This is a genomic window from Microbacterium sp. M3 (assembly GCF_033548675.1).
Classification (GTDB): domain Bacteria; phylum Actinomycetota; class Actinomycetes; order Actinomycetales; family Microbacteriaceae; genus Microbacterium; species Microbacterium arthrosphaerae.
The window spans coordinates 408,651-433,712 of record NZ_JAWTZT010000002.1; the positions used below are offsets into that span (position 1 = coordinate 408,651).

Annotated in this window: 22 protein-coding genes; 11 read left to right on the forward strand and 11 right to left on the reverse strand. The window is 68.8% G+C overall.

Annotation, left to right across the window (positions count from 1 at the left end; all coding sequences use genetic code 11):
• Positions 1 to 97: 97 nt before the first annotated feature.
• Positions 98 to 316, forward strand: a complete 219-nt coding sequence (locus R8Z57_RS07250; RefSeq protein WP_318353099.1) for a hypothetical protein — start codon at positions 98 to 100, stop codon at positions 314 to 316.
• 10 nt (positions 317 to 326) lie between these two features.
• Here R8Z57_RS07250 and R8Z57_RS07255 read toward each other — a convergent pair whose 3' ends face one another.
• Together R8Z57_RS07255 and R8Z57_RS07260 are read right to left on the reverse strand one after the other, a co-directional pair.
• On the reverse strand, positions 327 to 1,376 hold the full coding sequence (locus R8Z57_RS07255; protein WP_318353100.1) for an alanine racemase: 1,050 nt from the start codon (positions 1,374 to 1,376) through the stop codon (positions 327 to 329).
• Complete coding sequence (locus R8Z57_RS07260; RefSeq protein WP_318353101.1) at positions 1,373 to 2,074, reverse strand: alanine racemase C-terminal domain-containing protein; 702 nt, start codon at positions 2,072 to 2,074, stop codon at positions 1,373 to 1,375. Before R8Z57_RS07260 ends, R8Z57_RS07255 begins: the two co-directional genes overlap by 4 nt.
• Before the next feature lie 45 nt (positions 2,075 to 2,119).
• Here R8Z57_RS07260 and R8Z57_RS07265 point away from each other — a divergent pair, with 45 nt between their 5' ends.
• The gene (locus R8Z57_RS07265) at positions 2,120 to 3,142 is read left to right on the forward strand and encodes a sugar-transfer associated ATP-grasp domain-containing protein (protein WP_318353102.1); all 1,023 of its coding nucleotides are present in this window, start codon (positions 2,120 to 2,122) and stop codon (positions 3,140 to 3,142) included.
• A 98-nt stretch (positions 3,143 to 3,240) separates the two neighbouring features.
• Here the strand turns inward: R8Z57_RS07265 and R8Z57_RS07270 are convergent, their stop codons facing one another.
• From R8Z57_RS07270 to R8Z57_RS07280, 3 genes are all read right to left on the reverse strand, one after another.
• Positions 3,241 to 3,936: a coenzyme F420-0:L-glutamate ligase gene (locus R8Z57_RS07270; protein ID WP_318353103.1), complete on the reverse strand. Its 696-nt coding sequence runs from the start codon at positions 3,934 to 3,936 to the stop codon at positions 3,241 to 3,243.
• Positions 3,933 to 5,267 (reverse strand): RNA polymerase sigma factor, encoded by a 1,335-nt coding sequence (locus tag R8Z57_RS07275; protein WP_318353104.1) that lies wholly within the window; start codon positions 5,265 to 5,267, stop codon positions 3,933 to 3,935. The genes R8Z57_RS07270 and R8Z57_RS07275 overlap by 4 nt, the downstream gene beginning before the upstream one ends.
• 247 nt (positions 5,268 to 5,514) lie before the next feature.
• Positions 5,515 to 6,435, reverse strand: coding sequence for a PAC2 family protein (locus R8Z57_RS07280; protein WP_318353105.1), 921 nt, complete (start codon positions 6,433 to 6,435; stop codon positions 5,515 to 5,517).
• Between the two features lie 87 nt (positions 6,436 to 6,522).
• Between R8Z57_RS07280 and R8Z57_RS07285 the strand changes: the two genes are divergently transcribed.
• From R8Z57_RS07285 to sucB, 3 genes are all read left to right on the forward strand, one after another.
• Positions 6,523 to 8,010, forward strand: coding sequence for a leucyl aminopeptidase (locus tag R8Z57_RS07285; RefSeq protein ID WP_318353106.1), 1,488 nt, complete (start codon positions 6,523 to 6,525; stop codon positions 8,008 to 8,010).
• Positions 8,007 to 9,380 carry a dihydrolipoyl dehydrogenase gene (lpdA, locus tag R8Z57_RS07290; RefSeq protein WP_318353107.1) on the forward strand — a complete coding sequence of 458 codons (1,374 nt, stop codon included), beginning with the start codon at positions 8,007 to 8,009 and terminating at the stop codon, positions 9,378 to 9,380. The genes R8Z57_RS07285 and lpdA overlap by 4 nt, the downstream gene beginning before the upstream one ends.
• A gap of 62 nt (positions 9,381 to 9,442) precedes the next feature.
• Positions 9,443 to 11,251, forward strand: coding sequence for a 2-oxoglutarate dehydrogenase, E2 component, dihydrolipoamide succinyltransferase (sucB, locus tag R8Z57_RS07295; RefSeq protein WP_318353108.1), 1,809 nt, complete (start codon positions 9,443 to 9,445; stop codon positions 11,249 to 11,251).
• A gap of 19 nt (positions 11,252 to 11,270) precedes the next feature.
• Here the strand turns inward: sucB and R8Z57_RS07300 are convergent, their stop codons facing one another.
• Entirely contained in the window at positions 11,271 to 12,575 is a 1,305-nt protein-coding gene (locus R8Z57_RS07300) for a hypothetical protein (RefSeq protein WP_318353109.1), read from the reverse strand.
• A 125-nt stretch (positions 12,576 to 12,700) separates the two neighbouring features.
• Here R8Z57_RS07300 and R8Z57_RS07305 point away from each other — a divergent pair, with 125 nt between their 5' ends.
• The gene (locus tag R8Z57_RS07305) at positions 12,701 to 13,411 is read left to right on the forward strand and encodes a DUF4191 family protein (protein ID WP_318353110.1); all 711 of its coding nucleotides are present in this window, start codon (positions 12,701 to 12,703) and stop codon (positions 13,409 to 13,411) included.
• 36 nt (positions 13,412 to 13,447) lie between these two features.
• On the opposite strand, the gene R8Z57_RS07310 is transcribed toward R8Z57_RS07305, so the two are convergent.
• A complete protein-coding gene (locus R8Z57_RS07310) occupies positions 13,448 to 13,840 on the reverse strand; it encodes an RDD family protein (RefSeq protein ID WP_318353111.1) in 393 nt (130 codons plus the stop codon).
• A 131-nt stretch (positions 13,841 to 13,971) separates the two neighbouring features.
• Between R8Z57_RS07310 and glnA the strand changes: the two genes are divergently transcribed.
• From glnA to R8Z57_RS07325, 4 genes are all read left to right on the forward strand, one after another.
• Complete coding sequence (gene glnA, locus R8Z57_RS07315; RefSeq protein ID WP_318353112.1) at positions 13,972 to 15,396, forward strand: type I glutamate--ammonia ligase; 1,425 nt, start codon at positions 13,972 to 13,974, stop codon at positions 15,394 to 15,396.
• Positions 15,397 to 15,628: 232 nt separating this feature from the next.
• Complete coding sequence (locus tag R8Z57_RS07320; protein WP_318353113.1) at positions 15,629 to 16,960, forward strand: hypothetical protein; 1,332 nt, start codon at positions 15,629 to 15,631, stop codon at positions 16,958 to 16,960.
• A gap of 29 nt (positions 16,961 to 16,989) precedes the next feature.
• On the forward strand, positions 16,990 to 17,352 hold the full coding sequence (locus R8Z57_RS17410; protein WP_378722243.1) for a CHAT domain-containing protein: 363 nt from the start codon (positions 16,990 to 16,992) through the stop codon (positions 17,350 to 17,352).
• A gap of 78 nt (positions 17,353 to 17,430) precedes the next feature.
• The gene (locus R8Z57_RS07325; protein WP_318353114.1) at positions 17,431 to 18,543 is read left to right on the forward strand and encodes a hypothetical protein; all 1,113 of its coding nucleotides are present in this window, start codon (positions 17,431 to 17,433) and stop codon (positions 18,541 to 18,543) included.
• 344 nt (positions 18,544 to 18,887) lie between these two features.
• On the opposite strand, the gene R8Z57_RS07330 is transcribed toward R8Z57_RS07325, so the two are convergent.
• Entirely contained in the window at positions 18,888 to 20,588 is a 1,701-nt protein-coding gene (locus R8Z57_RS07330) for a hypothetical protein (RefSeq protein ID WP_318353115.1), read from the reverse strand.
• A 634-nt stretch (positions 20,589 to 21,222) separates the two neighbouring features.
• Between R8Z57_RS07330 and R8Z57_RS17415 the strand changes: the two genes are divergently transcribed.
• On the forward strand, positions 21,223 to 21,480 hold the full coding sequence (locus tag R8Z57_RS17415) for a hypothetical protein (RefSeq protein ID WP_378722242.1): 258 nt from the start codon (positions 21,223 to 21,225) through the stop codon (positions 21,478 to 21,480).
• A 72-nt stretch (positions 21,481 to 21,552) separates the two neighbouring features.
• Here R8Z57_RS17415 and R8Z57_RS07335 read toward each other — a convergent pair whose 3' ends face one another.
• From R8Z57_RS07335 to R8Z57_RS07345, 3 genes are all read right to left on the reverse strand, one after another.
• Positions 21,553 to 22,188 carry an SHOCT domain-containing protein gene (locus R8Z57_RS07335; RefSeq protein WP_318353116.1) on the reverse strand — a complete coding sequence of 212 codons (636 nt, stop codon included), beginning with the start codon at positions 22,186 to 22,188 and terminating at the stop codon, positions 21,553 to 21,555.
• A 108-nt stretch (positions 22,189 to 22,296) separates the two neighbouring features.
• Positions 22,297 to 23,181, reverse strand: a complete 885-nt coding sequence (locus R8Z57_RS07340) for a hypothetical protein (protein WP_318353117.1) — start codon at positions 23,179 to 23,181, stop codon at positions 22,297 to 22,299.
• Positions 23,182 to 23,323: 142 nt separating this feature from the next.
• Positions 23,324 to 24,982, reverse strand: a complete 1,659-nt coding sequence (locus R8Z57_RS07345; RefSeq protein WP_318353118.1) for an Eco57I restriction-modification methylase domain-containing protein — start codon at positions 24,980 to 24,982, stop codon at positions 23,324 to 23,326.
• Positions 24,983 to 25,062: the final 80 nt, after the last annotated feature.

Below are 25,062 nucleotides of genomic sequence, written 5' to 3' on the forward strand. Positions count from 1 at the left end.
TCAGCGAAATGTGAGGCGTTCCGGGCATTCTGCAAAGCCAGGCGTGGTTGTATTTCATGACCGCAGCAGAGTTCTACGTATACGAGGAGGCACCGAGATGAACACGCTATCGACACCGACCGAGAATGCCGCTGTCCTCGAGTACCGCCTCACGGCGATGGACCGCTGCGATTCCTGCGGCGCCCAGGCCTACATCGCGGCCGAGGTGAACGGCAGCGAGCTCCTGTTCTGCGCCCACCACGGTCGCAAGTACGAAGAGAAGCTCCGCGCCATCGCCACGTCGTGGCACGACGAGACGGCACGCCTGGCCGAGTAGGCCGCTTCGCTCACGCGCCCGCGTAGATGCGGGGCACGAGCGGCGACACGCGCACGGCGATCTCCTCGCCGATCGTGCCGATGAGCTCCGCGAGATCGGTCGACGACGCCGCGCCGGTCGCGTCGTCGCCGTAGATCACGACGACGTCTCCCGCGGAGGCGTCCGGCCATCCCGCCACGACGGCTTCGGTCGCGCCGACCCTCACGAGCCGTCGCGCTCCGCCGGGAGTGCTCACGTCCGCTCGTCCCGCGAGTGACGATGGAAGCCCGTGCAGCGCGCCGATCCCGAGTCGCACCTCGTCGCCCTCGACCGCCACGACGTCGGCCTCGAGCGTCGCCGCAGGCACGAGGCCCAGAGACCGGGCGTCGGGGCCTCCTGCCGAGCGGATGCCGTAGCAGAAGGCGCCGACCCGCACCATGTCGTAGCGGAACTCACGCCGGGCGAACGACGCCGCACTTGCCGCGAGATGTCGGAGCGACGGCTTGAGGCCCGCGAGATGCGCGGCGCGCAGCGCCCACTCGAACACCGCGCGGGCGTCGTCGTCCTCCTCGTCGGAGGCTTCGGCGATGTGGCTCCACACGCCGACCACCTCGAGCAGGCCGTCGGCCTCCAGCGCCGCCGCCCGTGCGACGAAAGCCGCCCACGCCTCCGGACGCACGCCGTTGCGGTGCAGCCCGGTATCGATCTTCAGGTGCACGCGCGCGCGGGTCCGTGCATGGCGTGCCGCACCGGCGAGATCCTCGAGCAGGCCGGCGTCGCCGATGCCGAGGTCGATATCGGCGGCGATGGCCTCGTCGAGGTCGGCGCGCGAGGCGGCGATCCACGAGAAGATGCGCGGAGCCCCGCCCAGAGCGGCGCGCACCGCGCGCCCGGTCCGGACGTCGAACGCGCCGAACCACGTCACCCCGTCCGCGGCCGCCGCGCGCACGACCGGCACGAGGCCATGCCCATAGGCGTCGTCCTTCACGACGAGCATCAGCTCGGCGGGTGCGACAGTCTCGCGCACCCGCGCGATGTTGGCCCTCAGCGCACCGAGATCGATGTGCAGGCGCGGGCTCACGGCGCGTCCTCGCGGTGAGCCCGAAGGCCGACGGTCGTGACCAGCTCATCGGCGGCCAGGCCGGTCGCGCGCACCCACTCGGCCAGACCCGGCTCGCCGCGCCCGGGGTCGCCGAGGAAGACGACCTCGTCGCCGCGCGTCACCGTCGCGTCGCCGATCTCGACGACGCACACGTCCATCGCGACGCGCCCGACGATCGGATGCCGCTCCCCCGCGATGACGACGTCCGCCGCTCCGCCGAGTGCGCGGACCACGCCCTGCGCGTAACCGCCGGTCACGAGAGCCACGCGGGTGTCGTCCGGTGCCCGGTAGGCGTATCCGTACGAGACGCCCTCGCCGCGACGCAGATCCTTCACCGAGAGCACCGTCCCCGTGAGGCGCAGCGCAGGGCTTCCTGAGGCCGGCGGCAGCCCGAACAGCTCGGCCGGCTCGAGCGCGGCCTCTTCCGGAGCGGGCAGACCGGCTGCGGCATTCCCGACGACGGCGAACCCCTCGGCGGCCAGAACTTCTCGCGCGAGCGCAGCACCGTGGCCCCAGGCATCCGCTTCCAGCACCTCTGGGGAGAACGAGCGGATGCCGCGCGCACGGGCGGCGCGCGCGTTCGAGGTCAGCGCGCCCCGCGAGACGCGCGCGACGGGCGTGCTGCGAGGGCCGGTCCCCGGGGTGGATGCCGCGTGCCCAGGGATCGACGAACTCACGGCTCTAGACTATCGAGGTCCCCCGAACCTGATCCCGGAGCACGCATGCCTTCTCAGGGCCTCGCCCTCTCGAACCGTCTTCGCTATCTCGCCTGGCGGGTCCGTCGCATCGACGTGGGCTCCGTGATCGAGCGCGCGAAGGAGACCGCTCACGCGCACGGCAAGTGGACCCCCGCGGTGGTCGTCGACATGCTGTGGTCGGCGGGATTCCGGCAGGTCGGCTTCCAGGACTACGTCGACTACGACTTCGCCATCCTGAATCGCGCCGAGCGGGCGACCTACATGACCCACCCGGTGTCGAACGAGCTCTCCCAGAAGTACGACCATCCCGACTATCGCGGACTGTTCCAGGACAAGGTCGAGTTCGACCGCACGTTCAGCGACTTCCTGCGCCGCGAATGGATGGTGGTCGAGGAGGGCAACGCCGACGCCGTGCGTGCCTTCGCCGAGAAGCACGGCACGATCGTCACGAAGGAGCCCGTCGGCCAGGCGGGGACGGGCGTGCACCGCTACCACGCGAGCGACATCGGCGACTGGGTCGACTTCCACCGCGGTCTGCTCGCCCGCGGCGAACTGCTCATCGAAGAGGTGATCCGCCAGCACGCCGACCTTGCCGCGGTCTGCCCGGGCACGGTGAACACCACGCGGGTCACCGCGTTCTTCGACGGTCAGAAGACGCACATCCTGGCCATGGCGCAGAAATTCGGACGCGGTGCGGTGAGCGATCAGATGACGTTCGGCGGCTTCTACACGATGCTCGACGAGGACGGTCACGCCGTGGGCCCGGGCTACGACTCGCACGGGCACGTGCACGAGAAGCACCCCGACAGTGGGTTCGTCATCGCCGACTTCCAGCTGCCCATGGTCGACCAGGTCAAGGCCTTCGTGGACCAGGTGGCCCGGGTCGTGCCGCAGGTGCAGTACGTCGGGTGGGACATCGTGGTGAGCCCGGACGGCCCGGTGCTCGTCGAGGGCAACTGGGGTGCGGGCGTGTACGAGAACAAGCCGAGCGTCACCGGCATCCGCACCGGGCACAAGCCCCGCTACCGCGCCGCCATCGGCTTCTGACGTCGCTGCAGGGCGCTCGAGCGGATCGCCGACGAGGCGACGTGAACAGGAAGGGCGCGGCATCCTGACGGATGCCGCGCCCTTGTTCGTGTCGCGGTTCAGACCGCCCGGACGACACCGAGCGGGGTGGACTGGTGTCCCTGACCGAGCGGGTTGTCGCGGAGGATGGCGACCAGTCGCTTCTCCCCCTCTTTATCGAGGGTCGAGCCGAGGATGTTGCCGCCGAGGTCGTTGATGTCGACGACGGCCACGTCGGGAACGCCGCCGAGGAGCGACTTGACGTGCTGGGCGACCTCGCGCGGACGCTCCGGACCGAGCACGACCGCCTTGTTGTAGGGAGGGATGGTCCCCGAGGTCGGGCCGTCGATCGCCCGCGCCTTGTCGCCGGCGATGCGGTAGAAGTCGCCCTTGCGCCCGAACAGCTTCGTGACGGCCGACACAGCGGCCGCGAACAGGATGCGGATGGTCCCGCACTCGCGCAGCGCCATCTCCATCGTCTCGGGCATGCCGAGGCCGATGCCGTAGGGCGTGCGCGTGACGTACTTCGAGAGGAAGAGCGCGAGCTTGCGCGGCTTGATGTCCTCTACAAGATATGAGCGTCCCTGCGTGATCGCGACGATCTTCTCCGTCACGAACAGCAGATCACCCTCGCGCACCGCATCCGCTGCGTACTCGCGGATGAACTCGTCGAGATCGTCGCCCGGCATCACGACCCGCGTGCGGATCGGGATGCGGGCGAACGATGAGCCCTCGACCTGGACGGTGAGCGCCTTGCCGGCGTTCGCCTCGCTCACTCGAGGTAGTCCCGGAGGGACTGCGACCGGGAGGGATGCCGCAGCTTCGCCATCGTCTTCGACTCGATCTGGCGGATCCGCTCGCGCGTGACCCCGAACGTGTCGCCGATCTGGTCGAGCGTCTTGGGCTGACCGTCGCCGAGGCCGAAGCGCATGCGGATCACGCCGGCCTCGCGCTCCGAGAGGGAGTCGAGGAGCGACTCGAGCTGACGCTGCAGCATCGTGAAGCCCACCGCGTCGGCCGGGACCACGGCCTCGGTGTCCTCGATGAGGTCGCCGAACTCGCTGTCGCCGTCCTCGCCGAGAGGAGTGTGCAGCGAGATCGGCTCGCGGCCGTACTTCTGCACCTCGATGACCTTCTCGGGGGTCATGTCGAGCTCGCGGCTGAGCTCTTCGGGCGTGGGCTCACGGCCCAGGTCCTGGAGCATCTGACGCTGCACGCGGGCGAGCTTGTTGATGACCTCGACCATGTGGACCGGGATGCGGATCGTGCGCGCCTGGTCGGCCATCGCGCGCGTGATCGCCTGACGGATCCACCACGTCGCGTACGTCGAGAACTTGAAGCCCTTGGTGTAGTCGAACTTCTCCACCGCGCGGATCAGACCGAGGTTGCCCTCCTGGATGAGATCCAGGAACTGCATGCCGCGGCCGGTGTAGCGCTTGGCGAGCGAGACCACGAGCCGGAGGTTGGCACCCAGCAGGTGGCTCTTCGCTCGCTGGCCGTCACGGGCGACCCACTGCAGGTCCAGTCCGAGCTGCGAGGTCTTCTCGGCGGCCGACATGTGCGACAGCTTCTCTTCGGCGAACAGGCCCGCCTCGATGCGCATCGCGAGCTCGACCTCTTCGGCCGCGTTCAGGAGCGGCACCTTGCCGATCTGCTTGAGGTAGTCCTTGACCGGGTCGGCCGTGGCGCCGGTGATCTGTGTCGAGTAGACCGGGACGTCGTCCTCGTCGCTGGACGAGATGACGATCGCGCCCGTCGGGAGCGGCTCGGTGAACGCCGGCTTGGTGCTCTCCTCGTCCTCCTCCTCGTCGCCCTCTGCGGCCGTCTCCTCGGTGACCGTCTTGGCGCCCTTGGCGCCGGCGGCCGCGTCACCCTCGGCGGCGTCCTCGTCGAGGTCGTCACCGTCGAGTTCGACGTCGCTGTCGAGCTCCTCGACATCGTCCTCGAACTCGTCGTCGGACTTCTTCGCGCGCTTGGACGCGGTCTTGGGTGCGGCCTTCGCCTTGGCCGTCTTCGCAGCCGGAGCCTTGGTGGTCGCGGGGGTCTTCTCGTCCGTCTCGGTGTCCTTCGCGGCCGAGCGAGCCTTGGTGTTCGTGCCTGGAGTCACGTTTCGCCTTTCACCGGTCGACGCGCCGTGCGCATCGCCGGTCGGTTTCGGACACTAGTAAGACCCTTGTCAAGTCCGCATCTCAGACAGCCGGGCTGACGAAGATGGTTGACAACGGGTCAGAGCGTCTAGTATCTCATACTTGCCGTGCGCCGCCAGCATCGCCCCGCCCGGGCCGGCGCACCTCCACACCAGGAGTCAACACACCGGTCCCCCGCCGAATTCCGGCGACGCGCCGGGGCACCGCTCAGGAGCCGCGCTTGTCTTCGTCGCCCGGCCGCGTCGCGAGGAATCGCTCCAGTTCGGCCGCGAGCTCGTCGGCGCTCGGCAGATCGCCGGTGTGCACCATCGGCGTCGCGAGGGTCGAGCCGGCCATGTAGGCGTCATACCGTTCCTCGAGCCCCTGCACCATCCGCGCGAGCTCGTCGCTGCCCTCGATCTGCTCGGTCACCTTCTCGAGGTACTCGCGATTCTCGTCGCGGAGCTCCTCCCCGGCGAAGACGAGGCCGGTCGCGACGGTGAGACTGTCCAGTGCCGCCAGCGCCGCAGCCGGATACTCGGTATCGCCCAGGTAGTGCGGGATGAGCAGCACGAAGCCCGCGATGCGCACGCCGGCTGCGGCGAGCCGGTACTCGAGGAGGTGCCCCGCCGTCGCCGGCACCTGAGTGTGCGGCTGCCACACCGAGTGCGCCTCGGTGAGTTCGGTGCGTGTGCCGCTGACGGTGGTGCCGATCGGCCTCGTGTGCGGCACCGGCATCGGGATGGCGTGCACCCAGGTGACGGTCGACACGGCGTACGCGTCCGCGAAGTCGAGGACGGCCTCGGCGAACGCGTCCCAGCCGAAGTCCGGCTCGTAGCCCGCGAGCAGCAGGAACGGCTGGCCGAGGGCATCGTGGGCGAACGACAGCTCCAGCCGCGGTGGACGGTAGTCGGTCAGGTGGTCCTTCTCGAACGAGACGATGGGGCGTCGGGCGCGGTAGTCCAGCAGCACGTCGTTGGAGAAGACCGCGAGCGGCGACGGGCCGAGGTCGTCGCGGAAGTAGTCGATGACGCGGCTCACCGCGCTGCCGGCATCGGTGAAGCCGGTGAGGGCGATCACGAGCGGCAGCCCGCGCGGCACCGGCGGCGCGGAAGCCGCCCGCTCGAACAGCGGGCCGGGAAAGGGCATGCCTCCATGCTACGAGCCGCGCGCCGGGGGCCGGGTCGCGTCCGTCGCGCTCAGAGCGAACACCTCGTCGTCCCTAGGATGGAGACCATGTCGTTCCCCGACCTCGAGTACCGCACGTCCCCTGTCCGAGAGACCGACGCCGACGCGATCGTGCTGGCTCTCCCGCCGCTCGAGGGCGAAGGGGCCCCCGATGCGGCCGAGTGGCCGGGCCTGCGCGAAGCGCTCTCCGGTGTCGGGTTCACCTTCGCTCCGGGGTCGTTCGCCCGTGTGTACGCCCCCGAGAGCACGGCTCTGCCGCTGGCGGTCGTGGGGACGGGGGCGGCGCCGGATGCCGCGACCCTGCGCGATGCGGCCGGCACCGCCGCCCGGCTCCTGACCGGGTTCGGCACGGTCGCCCTGGCGGCTCCCTTCGCCGATCCGTCGCTGTGGACCGCGCTGGCGGAGGGGGCGGCGCTCGGCGGCTACCGCTTCGACGGATACAAGAGCGAGGCGCCGAAGTCGCGGGCGACGCGCGTCGTCGTCCACGGCAGCGCCGACCCCGACGACGCGGCGCTGCAGCTGGTCGTCGAGACCGCGGCATCCGTCGCCCTCGTCAAGGATCTCGTCAACATCCCCGCCGAGTGGCTCGGTCCCGCCGATGTCGCCGAGCGCGCCGCGGAGTCGGTGTCAGGACTGCCTGTCACCGTCGAGATCCTCGATGAGGAGGCGCTGCGCGCGCAGGGCTTCGGCGGGATTCTCGGCGTCGGCCAGGGCTCCGACCGGCCGCCCCGTCTGGTGCACCTCGAGTACGCCCCGGAGGGCGCCGCACGGCACGTCGCGCTCGTCGGCAAGGGCATCACCTTCGACACCGGCGGGCTCTCGCTGAAGCCCGCGGCGTCGATGGTCGGGATGAAGTACGACATGGCGGGCGCGGCAACGGTGCTGGCCGTCCTCCGTGCCGCGGCATCCGTTCAGGCTCCGGTCAAGGTGAGCGCCTGGCTGTGCCTCGCCGACAACATGCCGTCCGGTCGCGCCACGCGCCCGGGCGACGTGCTGCGCATGCTCGACGGCACGACGGTGGAGGTGCTGAACACCGATGCCGAGGGGCGCCTGGTGCTGGCCGACGGACTCGTCGCCGCGAGCCGTGAGCACCCCGACGTCATCGTCGACGTCGCGACGCTGACCGGCGCGGTCCTCATCGCACTCGGCACCCGCCACACTGGCGTGATGGGTGACGACGAGACGGTCGCCGGATATCTCGCCGCCGCCGCGGAGGCCGGCGAGCCCGCGTGGCATCTGCCCCTCCCGGCCCACATGGTGGAGGAGCTCGACTCCCCCATCGCCGATCTGCAGAACGCCAAGATCGGCGACCCCGCGGGCGGCTCGCTCTTCGCAGGACTGTTCCTGCGTCACTTCGTCGGCCGGACGGGCGACGAGGACGGTGCCCCCCGCATCCCGTGGGTGCACCTCGACATCGCCGGCAGCGGGACCCACAAGGGCGCGCCGTACGGCTACACCGACAAGGGACCGACTGCCGCGACCGTGCGCAGCCTGCTCCGCTTCGTCCTGACGGACCTCGATGAGGAGGCACGATGACCGACCACACCTTCGATCTCGTCATTCTGGGCGGTGGCAGCGGCGGGTACGCCGCGGCGCTGCGTGCCGCGGAGCTCGGCCAGAGCGTCGCGCTGATCGAGAAGGACAAGGTGGGCGGGACGTGCCTGCACCGCGGCTGCATCCCGACGAAGGCGCTCCTTCACGCGGCTGAAGTCGCCGACACCGCTCGGGATGCTTCGGCCATCGGCATCCGTGCGACGTTCGAGGGCGTCGACCCGGCCGGGGTCCGCTCCTACCGCGAGGGCATCGTCGCCAAGAAGTTCAAGGGGCTCGAGGGGCTCGTGAAGGCCCGCGGCATCACCGTCGTCAGCGGGGAGGGGCGCCTCGAGGCAGGGCCCGCGGTCCGCGTGGGTGACGACCTCTACCGCGGGACCGATGTGATCCTCGCCACCGGCTCGTACAGCCGGACCCTGCCGGGCCTCGAGATCGGCGGACGCATCCTCACCAGCGAGCATGCGCTCGAGCTGGACCAGATCCCCCGGAGCGTCGTGATCCTGGGCGGCGGTGTCATCGGCGTCGAGTTCGCCAGCGTGTGGCGCTCGTTCGGCGCCGACGTGACGATCGTCGAGGCGCTCGAGCACCTCGTGCCCAACGAGGACGTAGCCCTCAGCAAGGGGCTGGAGCGCGCGTTCCGGCGCCGCGGTATCCAGTACTCGCTCGGCGTGCGCTTCCAGAGCGCGACGCAGACCGCCGAGTCCGTCACCGTCACGCTCGAGGACGGCAAGTTGTTCACGGCCGACTACCTGCTCGTCGCGGTCGGCCGTGGGCCCGCCACGGCCGGGCTCGGGTACGAGGAAGCCGGTGTGACCGTCGAGCGCGGCTTCGTGATCGCCGACGAGCGGCTGCGCACGGGCGTGCCGCACGTCTGGGCGGTCGGCGACATCGTGCCCGGGCTGCAGCTGGCCCACCGCGGATTCCAGCAGGGCATCTTCGTGGCCGAGGAGATCGCCGGGCTGAGCCCCGTCGTCATCCCCGACTCGCACATCCCGAAGGTCACGTACAGCCACCCCGAGGTCGCCTCGGTGGGGCTCACCGAGGCGCAGGCGGCCGAGGCCCACGGCACCGAGGGGATCGTCTCGTACGAGTACAACCTCGCCGGCAACGGCAAGAGCGAGATCCTGGGCACCGGCGGCGTCGTGAAGGTGGTGCGCGCGAAGGAGGGCCCGGTCCTCGGCGTGCACCTCATCGGCGACCGCGTAGGCGAGCTGATCACCGAAGGGCAGCTCGCCGTGGGGTGGGAGGCGCACCCCGAAGACATCGCCCCCTTCGTCCACGCGCACCCGACGCAGTCGGAAGCCCTCGGCGAGGCGTTCCTCGCGCTCGCGGGCAAGCCGTTGCACGCGCTGTGACCCTTCGTGCCACGCCCCATCACTAAGCTAGATCCGATATTTCTTCAGAAGGAGACATCCTCATGAGCACATCCGTGGTCCTCCCCGCTCTCGGTGAGAGCGTGACCGAGGGAACGGTCACCCGCTGGCTCAAGAACGTCGGCGACACGGTCCAGGCGGACGAGGGCCTGCTCGAGATCTCCACGGACAAGGTGGACACCGAGATCCCGTCGCCGGTCAGCGGCGTCATCGAGGAGATCCTCGTCCAGGAGGACGAGACCGTCGAGGTCGGCGCCGTGCTGGCGAAGATCGGCGACGGCTCCGGTTCCGCCGAGGCAGCCCCCGCCCCCGAGGCCGCGCAGGCCGAGGCCGCACCGGCGCCCGCCGAGACGGCGGCACCCGCCGCGCAGCCGGCCGTGCCGGCCCCCGCCGCTGAAACGCCGGCGCCCGCGGCCGCTCCCGCCGCCGGCGGCAAGGATGTCGTCCTCCCCGAGCTGGGCGAGAGTGTCACCGAGGGGACCGTCACCCGCTGGCTCAAGCAGGTCGGCGACGAGGTCGCCGTGGACGAGCCGCTGCTCGAGATCTCCACCGACAAGGTCGACACCGAGATCCCCTCGCCCTTCGCCGGCGTGCTGCAGGAGATCCTCGTGCAGGAGGACGAGACCATCGCCGTGGGCTCCGCTCTCGCCCGCATCGGCGAGGCAGGCGCCGCTCCGGCTCCGGCCGAGACCGCTGCGCCCGCCGAGGCGGCACCGGCCGAGGCTGCGCCGGCGCCCGCCGCTCCGGCTCCGGCTCCGGCTCCGGCGCAGGCGCAGGCGGCTCCCGCCCAGGCGCAGGCGGCTCCCGCCCAGGCTGCTCCCGCGCAGGCCCCGGCCGCTCCGGCTCAGGCCCCGGCCGCTCCGGCTCAGGCCCCGGCTGCTCCGGCTCAGGCCCCGGCTGCTCCGGCCGCATCCGCTCCCGCCCTGGTCGCCGAGGAGGACGGTGTCACGTACGTCACGCCGCTCGTGCGGCGCCTCGCGCAGCAGCAGGGTGTCGACCTCTCCTCGGTGAAGGGCACCGGCGTCGGCGGCCGCATCCGCAAGGAGGATGTGCTGAAGGCCGCGGAGGCCGCTTCCGCTCCCGCCGCAGCCGCCGCCGCGGAGTCCGCTCCGGCACCTGCTCCGCTCGAGGTCTCGCCGCTGCGCGGCACGACGCAGCCGATGTCGCGCCTGCGCAAGGTGCTGGCCCAGCGCGCCGTCGAGTCGATGCAGTCCACGGCCCAGCTGACGACGGTGGTCGAGGTCGACGTCACCAAGCTCGCGAACTTCCGCGACAAGGTGAAGAACGACTTCCTCTCCAAGACCGGCGACAAGCTGTCGTTCCTGCCCTTCTTCGCTCTGGCCGCGGCCGAGGCGCTGCAGGCCTACCCCGTGGTCAACTCCACGGTGGACGGCGACCAGATCGTCTACCCGGCCACCGAGAACCTCTCGATCGCCGTCGACACCGAGCGCGGACTGCTCACGCCGGTGCTCCGTGACGCCGCGACGAAGAACCTCGCGCAGATCGCGCACGAGATCGCCGACCTGGCCGCGCGGACGCGTGATAACAAGCTGAAGCCGGACGAGCTCGCGGGCGGCACGTTCACGCTGACCAACACCGGATCGCGCGGTGCGCTGTTCGACACGCCGGTCGTGTTCCTTCCGCAGACCGCGATCCTCGGCACCGGTGTCGTCGTCAAGCGGCCCGGCGTCGTGAGCGTCGACGGCAAGGACGCGATCTCGGTCCGTTCGTACGTGTACCTGGCGCTGTCGTACGACCACCGCGTCATCGACGGTGCGGACGCCGCCCGCTTCCTGGGTGCGGTCAAGTCGCGCCTCGAGGCCGCTGCGTTCGAGGGCAACCTCGGGATCTGATCCGCGGGACACCTCCCCGCTAAGGCTGCTGCGCGACGTCATGGACGTCGCGCAGCAGCCATTTTCCGTCCTGGCGGATGACCACGACGAGCTGCGCGGACTCGGACGCCGGCACGGCGTCGATCCGGACGACGGCGAGATCGCCGAAGTCGTCGAGCAGCGTGATCGCGCGCGCATCGGCCGGGAGATCGATCAGTCCGCCGGTGAGGGCACCGGGATCGACGGCCACGCCCGCGAGGCAGGCCGCATCGTCTTGGCAGACCGCGCGAGCGTCGAGAAGCGCTCCCACGACGGCAGCAAGGTCGGGCGGGGCCTCAGCCGGCGCCCCTTCTGCGGACCCGGAAGTGGATGCCTCCTCCCCGGGGGCGGTCGCACTCGGAGAAGGCGACGGGACCGCGGTCGGCGACGGACCGGTCGCCACCCCGCCCGCTGACGGCCACAGCACACCGCCGGCGAGCACCGCGGCGGCGACCGTGCCGCCGACGACCCACGGTGCCTTCCGGCGCGTGGACTGCGTGCGCACACCGGGACGCAGCCGCCGCCACACGGCGGTCGTCGCGCGCGACACGGAGTCGGCGAGATCATCGTCCATCCCCGCGATGAGGCTCTGCCACATCGCGCGAGGCGGCGGCTGCGGCGCGTCTGCGAGCCTCGTGTCGGATCCGGCGATCGACCGGGCGAGCTCGTCGAACGCCCCCCGCGGTGCGAGGGTGACGGTGCTCAGCGGCTCCGCATCGGCCACCGCGAACAGCGCTTCCTCGCAGGCCACGAGCTCTGACGCGCTCACGCGCTCAGCGGTGAGGGCGCGCAGGCCTGTCTGCCACGTGCGACGCAGCGCCGGCTCGACCTCCACCAGCTCGAAGGCCGCGGCCGCGGAATCCAGGGCGCGCTCCTGGGTCACGTCGGTCGCGAGCACCGGACGCCCCGCCTCGTCCAGCCACCACTCCCCGGTCACCTCGGCCGCGCCGGCGATCTCCTCGCAGCCGCGCAGGAGCCCCACGCCGAGGGTCACCGCTTCGCCGGCGCCGAGCGGCATCCGCGCGGTGCGCCGGCGGAGGAAGTCGTGAAGCCGCTCGACGCACACCGGGAGCACGACGTCGTGGCCGTCCGGTCGTCGCGCGATGTCGAGCGGTGCCAGCAGATGGCCGTCGGCCGCGGCATCCCATCCCTTCCATTCGGCTCCGAGCAGCTCCGCGTCGACGAGAAGCCGCGACTCCCCCGCCGGCGTCCGTGCGAGCACGCCCGGCCAGGGGCCGTCCTCGGGCGCGCGGACCGCCCGCACCGCGCGGTAGGGGCGGGCCAGAGGTCCGTCTTCGCTCGTCACCGCGCCAGTCTGTGCCGGGCGAGGTCGTCGCAAGGACGAGCGATGCGAGCCTGTGGAGGGATGGGTCGTGCCTGCCGCCTGGGGAGGAGCCGAGGTCAGCCCGCCGGAAAGGTAGGCTGGAAGCTATGGCCGCGCGCAGTTCCGCCCCCGAGAAGGGCCCGGGATTCTTCTCCCAGATCCGCACCCTCTACACCTTCACCCAGAAGGAGTTCCGCTGGCTGCCGTTCCTGCTGGCCGGCATCCTCCTCCTCGGCATCGCTGCCGGCGTGGGCGTCGGATTCGCCATCCCGCCGGTCGCGGTCTGGAGCATCATCCTCTGGGGCATCACCGGCCTCATGCTCGGCGTGCTGGCGTCGATGATGACGATGACGCGCCTCTCGACGCGCGCGATGTACAAGAAGATCGACGGGATGCCGGGGGCCACGGGCCACGTCATGTCCACCTCCCTCGGCCGCAAGTGGCAGGCCAGCGAGATGCCGGTCGGCATCAACCCCAAGACCCAGGAAGCCGTCTACCGCGCCGTGGGCCGGGGCGGTGTCGTGATCGTCGGCGAGGGGGCTCGCGGTCGGCTGACACGTCTCGTGAACGACGAGCGGTCGAAGGTGCAGCGCGTCGCGTCGGGCGTGCCCGTGACGGTGCTCTACGTCGGCCACGGCGAGGGCGAGGTGCCGATCGCGAAGCTCGCGCCGACGATCAAGGCGCTGCCCAAGAAGATCGACCGCGCCACGATGGCCGCCGTCGTCAAGCGCATCGACTCGGTCTCGCAGTCGCTGACGTCGCTGCCGATTCCGAAGGGCATCGATCCGACGAAGGTGCGCGCGCCTCGGCCGCGCTGAGCGCTTCCGACCGGGCGGCCGGGCCGGCTCGCGGGTTCAGCCCCGCAGGAGCACGGTGCCGGCCGCTTTGTCGTGCAGCCCGCGCTGGTCGGCGTCCCAGATGACGGCCGGGATGGCGAGGATCAGCAGCGCGGTGCGGACGACGGGCCGCCACAGACCCACCCAGGCGCCGTCCAGCCGGACCAGGCGGAGGCCGAACAGGCGGTGGCCGGGGCTTCCCTGGAGGGTCGGCAGGAAGACGATCTGGATGGCGGCGAAGATCGCGAGGATCGCCAGCGGGTCCCACCCGAAGAAGCCGGAGATGAGATACGCGGCGCCGTAGTCGATGAACAGGGCACCGACGCGGCGCCCCAGCCGACCGATGGATCCCGCGCCCTCCCGGGGCAGTCCGAGGCGTTCTCCGGGGTAGTCCTGCGTGCTCTGCGTCACCTCACCAGGGTATCCAGGTCGTCGTAACATGCCGGAAACACAAGTGATACTGGAGGGCAATGCCCTGCGGGTACTTTGCCATGGAGCCCGACCCGCACGGGCGGATCCGATGCCCTACCTCTGGAGTCTTCATGTTCAAAGATTCATCCGAGGTGCTGAAGTTCATCAAGGACGAGGACGTCAAGTTCCTCGACATCCGTTTCACGGACCTCCCTGGCGTGCAGCAGCACTTCAACATCCCGGCCTCCACCGTCGACGAAGAGTTCTTCACGGTCGGCCAGCTGTTCGACGGCTCCTCCATCCGGGGATTCGCGAACATCCACGAATCGGACATGCAGCTGATCCCCGACGTGTCGACGGCGTACCTCGACCCGTTCCGGGAGGCGAAGACCCTCATCATGGTCTTCGACATCTACAACCCGCGCAACGGTGAGATCTACGGCAAGGACCCGCGCCAGGTGGCCAAGAAGGCGGAGAAGTACCTCGCCTCGACGGGCATCGCCGACACCGCGTTCTTCGCTCCCGAGGCCGAGTTCTACATCTTCGACGACGTGCGCTACGAGGTGAAGCAGAACTCCAGCTTCTACTCCGTCGACTCCGAGGAGGGCGCCTGGAACACCGGCCGCGCCGAGGACGGCGGCAACCTCGCCAACAAGACGCCCTTCAAGGGCGGCTACTTCCCGGTGTCGCCGGTCGACAAGACCGCCGACCTCCGCGACGACATCAGCCTGCGCCTCATCGAGGCGGGCCTTCACCTCGAACGCGCGCACCACGAGGTGGGCACGGGCGGCCAGCAGGAGATCAACTACCGCTTCGACACCATGGTGCACGCGGCCGACGACATCCTGAAGTTCAAGTACATCGTCAAGAACGTGGCGAACGAGTGGGGCAAGGTCGCGACCTTCATGCCCAAGCCCCTCTTCGGCGACAACGGCTCGGGCATGCACACGCACCAGTCGCTGTGGCTCGACGGCAAGCCCCTCTTCTACGACGAGAAGGGCTACGCGCAGCTCTCCGACACGGCCCGCTGGTACATCGGCGGCATCCTGGCGCACGCGCCGGCGCTGCTCGCCTTCACCAACCCGACGCTGAACTCCTACAAGCGCCTGGTCAAGGGCTACGAGGCCCCGGTCAACCTGGTGTACTCGGCCGGCAACCGCTCGGCCGCCATCCGCATCCCCATCACGGGCTCCAACCCCAAGGCCAAGCGCATCGAGTTCCGCGCGCCGGATGCCTCGGGCAACCCGTACCTCGCCTTCGCCGCGCAGCTCATGGCCGGCCTCGACGGCATCCAGAACCGCATCGAGCCGCACGAGCCGGTCGACAAGGACCTGTACGAGCTTCCCCCCGAGGAGGCGAAGAACATCCCGCAGGTGCCGAACTCGCTGCTCGACTCGCTCGAGGCGCTCCGCGCCGACCACGAGTTCCTGCTGAAGGGCGGCGTGTTCACGCCCGAGCTCATCGAGACGTGGATCGAGTACAAGATCGAGAACGAGATCCAGCCGCTGAACGCGCGTCCGCACCCGTTCGAATACGAGCTGTACTTCGGAGTCTGATTCCGAGGGGTCTTAGGGACCGCACTCTCGGTTCCGAGGCCAGCAATTTACTGAGCCCCAGACAGCAGATGCCGTCTGGGGCTCAGTCTATCTCTGGACGTTTACGGACGGCTACGGACAGTAAACGGACAGGTTCTCGGACAGTGCGGATGACCGCTTTCGCGCACGCGCAGCGACGGCAAGAGGCATGGGCGAGGCGCGGCGGGCCCGCAGTGTGTGGTTCGCTGGTCGGATGGCCGCCGTGATCGCCCCATCCGACGACGACGAACCTTTCGACGAGGGCGAAGAAGAGGCGTCGGCCGACGAGGGCGACGTGCCGGCCGACGACACTTCGGGAGAGACCCCGCAGCACACGCGCATCCGTTCCACGATTCGTGGCGACGACGGCGAGCCGCTGGACCCGAAGGATCTGACCGCGTTCAAGGGTGTACTCCCCTCGGGGTCGCTGGGACGAATCTTCGACGACGACTTCATGCGGTCTCTAACCAGCCCGTTCATACAGCAGATCTCGACGCTGAAGCTCAGCGACTCCGTGACACGGCTCCTCGGCCAGACGTCCGACTCCGGTGTATTCGGGTCCGCCTGGCTGAAGGTCACGGGCCTCACTAGCAACGCCTCCTTCCTGCCAGAAATGAATGCTGCGACATCGCAGTTGATCTCCTCCGCGACCGACGCCTCCGGGTGGGTGAAGGACTACCAGGGGCTCGCCGGCGCCGCATGGATGGAGAACATTCCGGCACTCACTGACACCGGCTGGATGAAAGACTTGCCCGGACTCACCGGGGTCGGGTCGATCACCGGCAATCTGTTCACGGACGCGCAGTTGCAGGCGATACTCCCGGCGATCGCGATGCCGAATTTCGGCTTGCAGATCGGCTTGCCGTCGTTCATCACCGACTTCGATGTCGAGCCGCTTCTCAGGTCGCTGAAGCTGCAGCGGGTTCCGTCGAACTGGGTGGACATCGACCTCGATCCCGACGACGCGGAAGAGTCCATCCGCGCGGTGCTCGCCGACGGCATCCCGCTCGGCTGGGTGCCAAGCGAACGGGCCGTGCAGCTCCTGCTGGATGCGCCCGATGCGCGTGCGCGTCGACGTATCATCTCCAACAACTGGCGTGGCATCCTGAACGACTGCGACGACGTGCTCGGCGGGCTGCCGGCACCCCGCGCACTGAGGTACGCCGACAAGCTTCGTCGAGCCACCGCTGCGCTGCGCGACGCTCACACCGACGCCGCGCAGGCGCTTGCGACCAACATCCTCGACACGCTCGTCGGCCACTTCATCGCCCCCGCGCTCGGGGTGCCGCGAAGCACGTTGGTGAACCCGACGTGGAATTACAAGCTGCTCGCGGACGGGTGGCGCCTCGCGCTGTCGTTGCTGCCGCTTGAGACGGTCATGCGGGGCCAGTTCGACGTCGACCACACCGGCACGGGCTTCCGCCACAACGCCACCGTTCACGCCGTGACCGAGCGGCAGTACAACCGCATCAACGCCACCATCGCGATCATGCTCGCGACCTCGGTGCTGGCCTGCGCGGTGAGGGACACCAGCGCCTTCGACTGACCCGCTGAACTCTCCGCCGACAGGCCACCGTGCCACGGGGGTGGTGGGTCGCGTCGGCGCGACCGCGAACGGCCAGATGCACCCGCTCGCGGCTAGGCGCCGGGCCAGCGCAAACCTGTTGTTCGCGAACGCCGACGAGCGCCCCGCGCCGGGTTTCGCTGCGGGAGCTCGCCGATCTCGGCTCGACAGCCGATCTCAGCTCGACAGCCGATCTCGTCGTCCTGTCCGGCTGCAGTACCCAGGTGTGCGGCCCTCAGGACGGCGAGGGCCTCTACGGCATCGCCCCGACGGCGGCACTCGCCGGAGTCAGCGCGGTGAGCGCCAGCCTTTGGCCGGTCAGACGATCGGGCGACGCAGATGTTTCTGACGACTCTGTACGACGTCATTGCTGAGGCCGCTGATGCCGGCTGCATGCTTAGGACCGAAATGTTCACTGGCGCTCGTCACGGCAGCGGCGGATCGTTGCTTGTATGACTCTGCAGGACATCGGCGACATCGTCCACGAGGACGGCGGGACGCTGTGGCGACGGAAGCCGGGCGCGACCTCGAGCTTCGAAGAGTTCCTCCACTCCCGGGAGCACTGGCTCGAGCTCTTCCAAGAGATGGACTGGAACCCGTGGCGGAAGGAAGAGCTGGCGCCCCAGATGGGCCGCGCCGACCAGGTCGGCGAGGAGTGGGAGCGGGCGGAGCCGGACTTCCGACCGCTGACCGAGCGGCAGGTCAGCGCGCGCATCGCCGCGATCAGGCGTCGAGTCCGGGTCGAGGGAGATAAGGACGAGGCCCGCTGGGAGCAGGACAAGGCCCGCTACGACGCCGAACGCGAGAGGGCGCGGTACGCGCTGCTCGAGCGGGAGGCCATCCAGGCCAACCTCGAACGCGAACTCGCCGGCCACCGGTCGGGCGCACTGCTCCCAGCGATGTCGGGCGACCGACGAACCAAGGAGATCCTCGAGCTCGAGGCGAAGCGCGAGCAGAGTGCCGCCGAACTCCAACGCCTCTCGATCATCGTCGGGGACCGCGAGGAGGTTGTCGACTCAGACGGCAAGCTCCCGGCCGACCGCCGCCGGTGGAACGTCATCTGGTACCGGCACCTGCGGATCGAGTGGGTCGGTGAGCTCAACGAGTCAATCGCGGCGCAGCAACTGAAGATCGCCGGCATGAAGGACCGAGAAGAGAAGTCCACGCTGCGCGTCCATCTTGGGTCCGATCAGCGCCGGATGGAGACGCTGCTGGCCATTCCCCGGCTCGAGGCCGAGCAGATGTGCGCGGACTGCTATACGCCGGCATTCCAGCACACCTCGGGAGGCGACATCTACGAGACGCGGCCCTGCCCGAATTGGCCCATACACGCGGCCCGGATGGAACGGGTGCGGGAGACCCTGCGATCGGTGGCAGAACGGAAGTCACCGACGGTACCGGAACCGCCCAAGCCGCAGCCGCTCGCGACGCTGCCAGGCGAGCTCCCGATCGCCGAGGTCATTGAGAGACTCTCGGAGCTTCGAGCCGAGCATCCAGACGCCGTGGTCAGGAAGGGCCGATCCAGCCGCTGGGAGATTTGGCCCGGGGACGAACCCGAACGGTGAACCCACGGCGCCGGATTGGACGAGAGAAGGGGGTCGGTGGTCCGAAATCGTCACCTAGACTGCGGGGCTCCACACGATTGGAGTTCAGATGATGACCACCACAAGGCAATTCCTCGACGTCCGCATGCCGGGTCGGGAGTTCACCCTGGAGGGCGATGCCGCGTTTGCTGTTTCAGGCGAAGGCGAGGCTCGGTCAGCCTTTCGACTTCGATGTCCCGGGTTGGGACGAGCCGATCCGCGTCGACTTCCACGGCCTGCGCACGACGGCCCGACGGGTACAGGTCCCCGATTCGCCGACAGCGGTGGCGGACGCGTAGACGCCGGACTGCTCGGACGCCGACGACTCAATCGTCCTCGTCCGCGTCCGGCGGTTCCCACCCAAGCTCGCGTGCGAGCGTCGCCAGCACCAGGTCGCCTGATCTGCCCTCGTAAGGCGACTCGTTGCCGATCGACAGCGCCTCCGCCGTCACGATCGCCGCGTCGCGCTCGCCGACGCGGCTGACGATGCGGTCATAGACGCGGCCCGCCTCGTGGGCGACCATCGGGGCGTTGTGGTGGGCGCAGCGCGGGCCGCACAGCTCGTCCTCCTCGTCAACCGCCCGCGAGAGCGCCTTCCGGAATTCCGCCGGCTCCCACGCTTCGGAGGTGCGCAGCCATTCCATCACCGTCGAGTGGTCGGGGATGCGGGCGTCGCAGGCCTTTCGGAGCTCCCGGTCGGCTGAGCCGGCCGCCTTTTCGGCGACGTCCGCCGGCGTCGCAGTCATCGGGTTCAGGCCGAACACGATCCGGAACACGACGTCGGTGGCCGCGCTCAGGGGCAGGTCGGAGCGTTCGTCGAACGTCTCGCCGAGCGTCTCCGGCTCGTCGAGGCCGCGCTGGATGTAGGAGACGAACTTGTTCAGCCCGTGCGTTGCCGCCTTCTCGCGGTTGATCCCTTGGATGCGCTTGTACGCGGAGATCGCGTCCCGCGCTGCCATCCAGGCCATCCGGTAGATGTGCCCGAGCGCAAGGGAGTCGGCCGCGTTCGCCGCGTGGGTGCGCAGGCGCTCCTGGTGCTGCGCGGCGGGGTCGGGCAGGTCGTGGACCGCGAGCTCGTGGGAAAGGTAGCGGATGGCTTCCTCCGCCACCAGCCGGCGCGAGAGGTCCCTGGCCTCGACGCGTTCCGTCGACCAGAGCCGCTCAAGCGACAGCCCGCGACGGAGATCCGCCGCGAAGGTCTCGAGCCGGCGGCCGAGCGGGCCCTCGCCGGGCGCGGCGAAATGGGCGCGTTCCGCATAGAGACCGTTTCCGAGCGTTGCCGGCTCGCCCTCGTCCCACACGAAGGCATTCGTGGGAGACGACGGATGAACCACCAAAAGATCGGAGTGCCAGGCGTCGACGAAGAACTCCCGAGCGGTTTCAGAGTTCGGTGCGATCGATCCGTCGCCGTAGCGGACGGGATGGATGAGCCCTGACGGTTGGCCGGCGGCGTGGACCATTGCCAGAGCTGCGACGCGCGTTGCCACGGGTGCCTGGTCCAGCGCGTACCCGCCGTCGTCCTCGGTCGCGCCGGGATACCTCGTCTCGATTGCCAGGCGGCGCGCGGCATCGAGATCCGCCGCGCTGGCACGCCGAAGTTCTTCCGCCGCACGGGCGCTGGCTTCGCGTTCGGCCGTGCGCTCGCGGTTTGCGCGGGCGACTGGATCAAGGACTCCCGCGGCGCGCTCTTCGAGCGTTCCGTTGCAGGCGCGGCACCGGACGTCGTTGCCCCGGCGCGCCTCAGTGAGGGTCTGACGAGAGCTCAGGGTGAGCGGCTCACCGCAATCTGCACAGTCGAACTCCGGCGCGGTGGCGATAACGCCGGCCGCCGCCGCGTAGTACGGCGTGCCCGACCACGAGGCGTAGTCGAGATCGGAGACAGCTCGGGCCCAGATGATGTCGCCAGTGTCGGCGGAGATTCCCTCGTGCTCCCAGTACCGCTCCCCCAAGGCCCTCAGCGCATCCGGCGCGTCGGGATTCGCGGCCAAGACGAGAGCGAAGTCGGCGGGCAGAACGGTCTCCGGCATGACTGGATCGTATCCGCGCGAGCAGACACCCACGGCCGGTGCCGCGCCGGTCGGTCCCATTCCCTCGGAGGTCAGCCTCGTCCGTGGCTATCGGCGCTGATCGCCTCAAGTGTCTTCATCAGTCGCTCGAAGTCCCTCGGGACGGGCAGGCCGGCGGCATAGTCGCGCAGGGCATCACGGCGAAAGGAGACCCGGAACTTCGCGGGCAGCCAGTCATTGATGGCGCTTGGCGTCCCCGTCCGCGATTCCCGCTCCCCACGGTCTTAATCGTGCAGCTCCCCGGACGGGCACTCGGCACGACACGTTCTACGGGTAGGTACTCGATGATGTCGGCCCCTCGAGTGCCGTCGGCGTCAGCCCACTCACGCGGCGCAGTCCAACGTTCGCGTCAGCGAAGACGTCAGGTACTGCGACTCGCGTCGCGGTAGCCGATGTCATGCGACGACTCGCGAGTCGTCGTAGGAACCTGAGGGACTCGAATCCCTGACCCCCTGGCACGCATCCAAGTATCCCGACGGGTCCCGCTGTGATCTGGCTATGCCTAAATTTCCCCTGAGTTTCGAGGCTCGATGCGCCATCATCGCGACTTCGCGCCGTTTGTGCTGCGGTCACCAACGCGGTCACTTCTTCTGGAATGCGGTCACTATCCGGTCACTTCGCTGGCCCTCCGCCATCGTCGAAGGGAGTCTGGCTTGAGCGGTACCATCGCACCGTGGATGAGGAAGAGGTCAGACGCAGGCGGCGAGGGGTTGAGAAGGCCTTCGCTTGCGCGCGACTTGACGGGGTACAGCCCTCTGCAGCGGCCCTGGCGGACGCGGAGAGCTACATTCGCGGAGCCCGCACCTTGGATGAGCTCATCGACGATGTGGTCGCCCGCCATACGCGCAGCTGATGAGCCCGGAGCTGTTGGATCCCCGCGCCGCTCGAGTAGATCCACGGGGAACCGACACCGCGCGACTCAAGCCTAGAGCCGGGCCAGAAGCTCAGCCTTCTTGGTCGTGAACTCTTCGTCCGTCAGGACGCCCGCATCCCGAAGGGAGGCCAGCTTCGTTAGCTGTTCGGTGATATCCACCTGTGGGGCGGCCGCGGTCTCCGTACCCGCCAGGGGCGCGCTCTTCGACGGCCACCGATCCTTGACGATGCCAGACACTAGGTCGAAAGCCTTGTCCGTAACCGTCGGGGCCGCCGGCTGAGGCGCCGGCTCCTGCGTGACGGCTGGCTCTGGGTCAGGCACGTGCCGCGCGCTCAACATCACTGCGAAGTGCTTGTAGAGCGAATCGGGTAGCTTGATGAGAGATTGCTTGCCATCGACCCAATCCACCCGGACGATGTGTGACGGCCCCAGCGCATCAAAAGTCGCGCCTACAGCGGCACTGGCTGCCTTCCCAAAACGCCCTGGAATGGCAGCGGCCGCCACTGCCTGCCCAACGGCGCTGAGCGGATTCCCCTTCGAGTCGGTGGGCACTTCCGCCCAGGTAGCCACGTTGTCCGAGGTGAGCTTCCGAGGTTTGAAGGGCGCCTGGACCACGAGCGTGCTGCCGATGATGGGCGAAACGAATGCGTTCAGGTAATGTCCGCCGATGACCTTGCCGGTTGCCATGCGCACACTCTAGCGCCACTCACACGCGCCCCCTCGCGCGTAGGTCAAGCTTCCGACAGACGTGCAACGGCGCACCTTCTCGGAGGTATCCCGCTCGTCACCGAGCGCCTAGCCTCGCGCTCTTGGCTCGATGAATGGGCGGCCGGCGCGGCGTCGCGCCTCCGGATGCATGGTGATGGGCGAGGCGTCCAGGACGTAGTTGACGATGGAGGCGAGGAATGTGGCCGGAGACAGATCATCCGGCGTCAAGTCGTCGCGCACTGTGACCTTCGGCAGCGATCCGAGGCGTAAGTCGAGAAGCGGGATCTCAGCAGGTTCCGGCTCCACGTCATCTGCGCCAGGCTCGTCGAGTGGATCGAGCTCGCCTGGCTCTGGTCGAAGGGAGTCATGTTCTGTGACCCAGCCGGGCACCTGGTAGTCCGGCACGATGAGACCGACTGCATCGTAGGCGTCCGTCTCGCGATTCAGCTTCTGCAACTGGTCGACCAGCCATTGCGCCGAACTCGCATCCTCGGTGAACGCCGTCGACCGCAGCCCGAACGCGAAGCCGAGCGCAGCCATGGGGTGACGTCCGCGGAGGTTCTTCGCGTCGCCGTTCGCCTCTTCGATGCGATTCGCGGCATTCTTGCCGAACGCCGCATCCATCCGCTTGGTCGAGATGAGAATCTCAGGACCGGTGGCCCAAGAGCTCATGACTACGTCGACTTGCTTGATGTAGTTGAGCCCCAGGATGTTGGCGTTCGCGCTGACAATCCCAGCCGGCGGATTCGGTCCCTCGAGTCGCGCACGAAGCGAGTCCGCATCCTTTCTTGGGCGTAGCGAGTCGAGGAGAGCCGAGATGTCGGTCGGTATGACACGTGGGTGCTTTGCGCGAGGCCACACCGCGTCTGGCTCGAACCCCGCCCTCCGCAGTTCATACGCGAGCCAGACATCCAGAGCCTTGGCGGCAACACCACTTTGGGTGTCGGCGGGGTCCGGGATGATTGCGAGCACGCAACCCAAGAGTGTCTCGAGCGTCGAAACGTCAGGCCTGTAAGCGCCGTCGTGCCAGGGGTTGGAGTACACGCCGTCTGGCGCCGCCCGCTCAACAACGGCATCGAACAGCGCCCATGCCTGTGACGCCTTCGACCGGCCCTTACTTGCCACTCTTCCCCCGCACGGTTCGTCGTGTCATCCAGTCGTGTCGGTCAGCGCGTACCTCAGAGAGATGCTTTTCGTCGACCACGCCTCGCAGTACCACCTCATCGACCGCCGCCACCGCACCGAGCAGATTCTTGGTTCGAAGCATCCTCAGGATGGTGGGCTTCAACGTAAGGAGCTCGGAACGACGTTGCCGCAGAAGCGCCGCAGAAGGCATCCACCATTCGTCCGCCTCGCGTGGTTCCAGCTTGAGGATGCCGCCGCCGTAGGAGCGGCCAGCGTACTCCGCACCCAGCAACGTCATCGAGTTGAGCGAGGCGATGGGAAGCACCTCGCGCGCGAGTTCTCGCAGATCCTCTCGGAGATAGACCCCGTGGACCGAGTTCAAGTGGTGTGCGCCAGCATCGTTGGTTACAAGCCGGACAGTGTCGGCGTTCATATAGGTAAGGAACAGGTCCGGCGGGCTAAGAACGGGGACCCTAAACCAGGGCTTCCGCACGCGGCACTTGTAGGCGTCCGACACTCCGGTGTCCGCGCCCTCCGAGATGTAGCGCAACGTAGCTTCGGAAGGTCGGTCCGACGGGTAGAGCAGCCACGTCGACTCACCCTCTCGTCCGAGCCGCCTCAACGCCGAGTCACTGAGCGCAAGGCCGCGCAGGTGCGCGCTTCCGGGAGGTGAGATCTTCACCAGGTCGCGCATCGGAATGCCGAGTCGCTTAACGCGTTCAGGCGACAGCGTGAAGTACCGGTTAGCGCCGGTGACAGCACCGAGAGATGTTTCCCCTAGGTCCTGCAACTTGCCGAAGCGGCCGGACCGGATCGCCGCGTCAACCGCATTCAACGTTCCGGTCCGTAAGGGCTGGGCAAGCCAACGGTCCGTGGTGCTCCGGGGCGTCCAAGTGACGCCCGGCTCCAGCTGCGAGAGCGTTGAAGCGTTCCTTGTCTGGCGGAGGGTCGCGACGCCCGCTGGAGAGCCCTTCCAACCATCCGCCTTCACCAGGACGGTGTCGGCCTCGGCATCTGGGAAGACCTGCTCGTCGAAGACCACCAGTTCCACGCGCGAGAAGTTCTCCAGCAGGAACCTGCGCACGGGTGCGGCGTAGTTGACGGTGAGGAGTTCAGCCGGGAGCACCATACCCAGTCGACCGCCGGGCTTCAGGTGAGCAGCGGCGTGCACGACGAATGGCGCCCAACTCGACGCGAGTCCGGTCAGCGCGACACCCTGTTGCAGCGCTGCGAACCGGGCCCGGTCACGCTGCGCACCGGTCCAGTCCTGGTACCTGATGAACGGGGGGTTCCCGATGACGGCGTCGTGGATCGGCCGAGCAGGTACCAGGAAGAAGTCGTTCACCGTGATCCGAGCGACCCCGCCCGCCGCCCCAACGATCTGCCCTGCCGCGACAGCTGCGGGCCGGTGGATCTCGACACCGTGGACCGTTGGCCGGTCGGCGCCGAGAGCGGCCATGCGCTGGACTGCTGCCTTCAGAAAGGCCGCCTCGCCCGCGGATGGCTCAAGTACGGAATCGGATGCCTCACGCACTGCCCATGTCGCGAGGTGCGTGGTTATCGCGTCGTCCGTGTAGAAAGCGCCACGCGCTTTGCGCGCCTTCGCCGGATCTGACCCGATAGCGGCGTAGGGCAGGTCGGCGGGCACAGCATCAGAGTATCTGCGAGGGGTACGACATCGTGGCGGACGCGCGGTTCGGCCGACCCTTCGGAACGACTTACCGCTCC

What these genes read in the sequence shown, in the direction of transcription:
- R8Z57_RS07265 (WP_318353102.1), top strand. Translation starts at nt 2,120, where the DNA reads ATGCCTTCTCAGGGCCTCGCCCTCTCGAACCGTCTTCGCTATCTCGCC.
- R8Z57_RS07280 (WP_318353105.1), bottom strand. Translation starts at nt 6,435, where the DNA reads ATGCCCTTTCCCGGCCCGCTGTTCGAGCGGGCGGCTTCCGCGCCGCCG.
- R8Z57_RS07285 (WP_318353106.1), top strand. Translation starts at nt 6,523, where the DNA reads ATGTCGTTCCCCGACCTCGAGTACCGCACGTCCCCTGTCCGAGAGACC.
- glnA (WP_318353112.1), top strand. Translation starts at nt 13,972, where the DNA reads ATGTTCAAAGATTCATCCGAGGTGCTGAAGTTCATCAAGGACGAGGAC.
- R8Z57_RS07320 (WP_318353113.1), top strand. Translation starts at nt 15,629, where the DNA reads ATGGCCGCCGTGATCGCCCCATCCGACGACGACGAACCTTTCGACGAG.
- R8Z57_RS07330 (WP_318353115.1), bottom strand. Translation starts at nt 20,588, where the DNA reads ATGCCGGAGACCGTTCTGCCCGCCGACTTCGCTCTCGTCTTGGCCGCG.
- R8Z57_RS17415 (WP_378722242.1), top strand. Translation starts at nt 21,223, where the DNA reads ATGCGGTCACTATCCGGTCACTTCGCTGGCCCTCCGCCATCGTCGAAG.
- sucB (WP_318353108.1), top strand. Translation starts at nt 9,443, where the DNA reads ATGAGCACATCCGTGGTCCTCCCCGCTCTCGGTGAGAGCGTGACCGAG.
- lpdA (WP_318353107.1), top strand. Translation starts at nt 8,007, where the DNA reads ATGACCGACCACACCTTCGATCTCGTCATTCTGGGCGGTGGCAGCGGC.
- R8Z57_RS07335 (WP_318353116.1), bottom strand. Translation starts at nt 22,188, where the DNA reads ATGGCAACCGGCAAGGTCATCGGCGGACATTACCTGAACGCATTCGTT.
- R8Z57_RS07250 (WP_318353099.1), top strand. Translation starts at nt 98, where the DNA reads ATGAACACGCTATCGACACCGACCGAGAATGCCGCTGTCCTCGAGTAC.
- R8Z57_RS07325 (WP_318353114.1), top strand. Translation starts at nt 17,431, where the DNA reads ATGACTCTGCAGGACATCGGCGACATCGTCCACGAGGACGGCGGGACG.
- R8Z57_RS07305 (WP_318353110.1), top strand. Translation starts at nt 12,701, where the DNA reads ATGGCCGCGCGCAGTTCCGCCCCCGAGAAGGGCCCGGGATTCTTCTCC.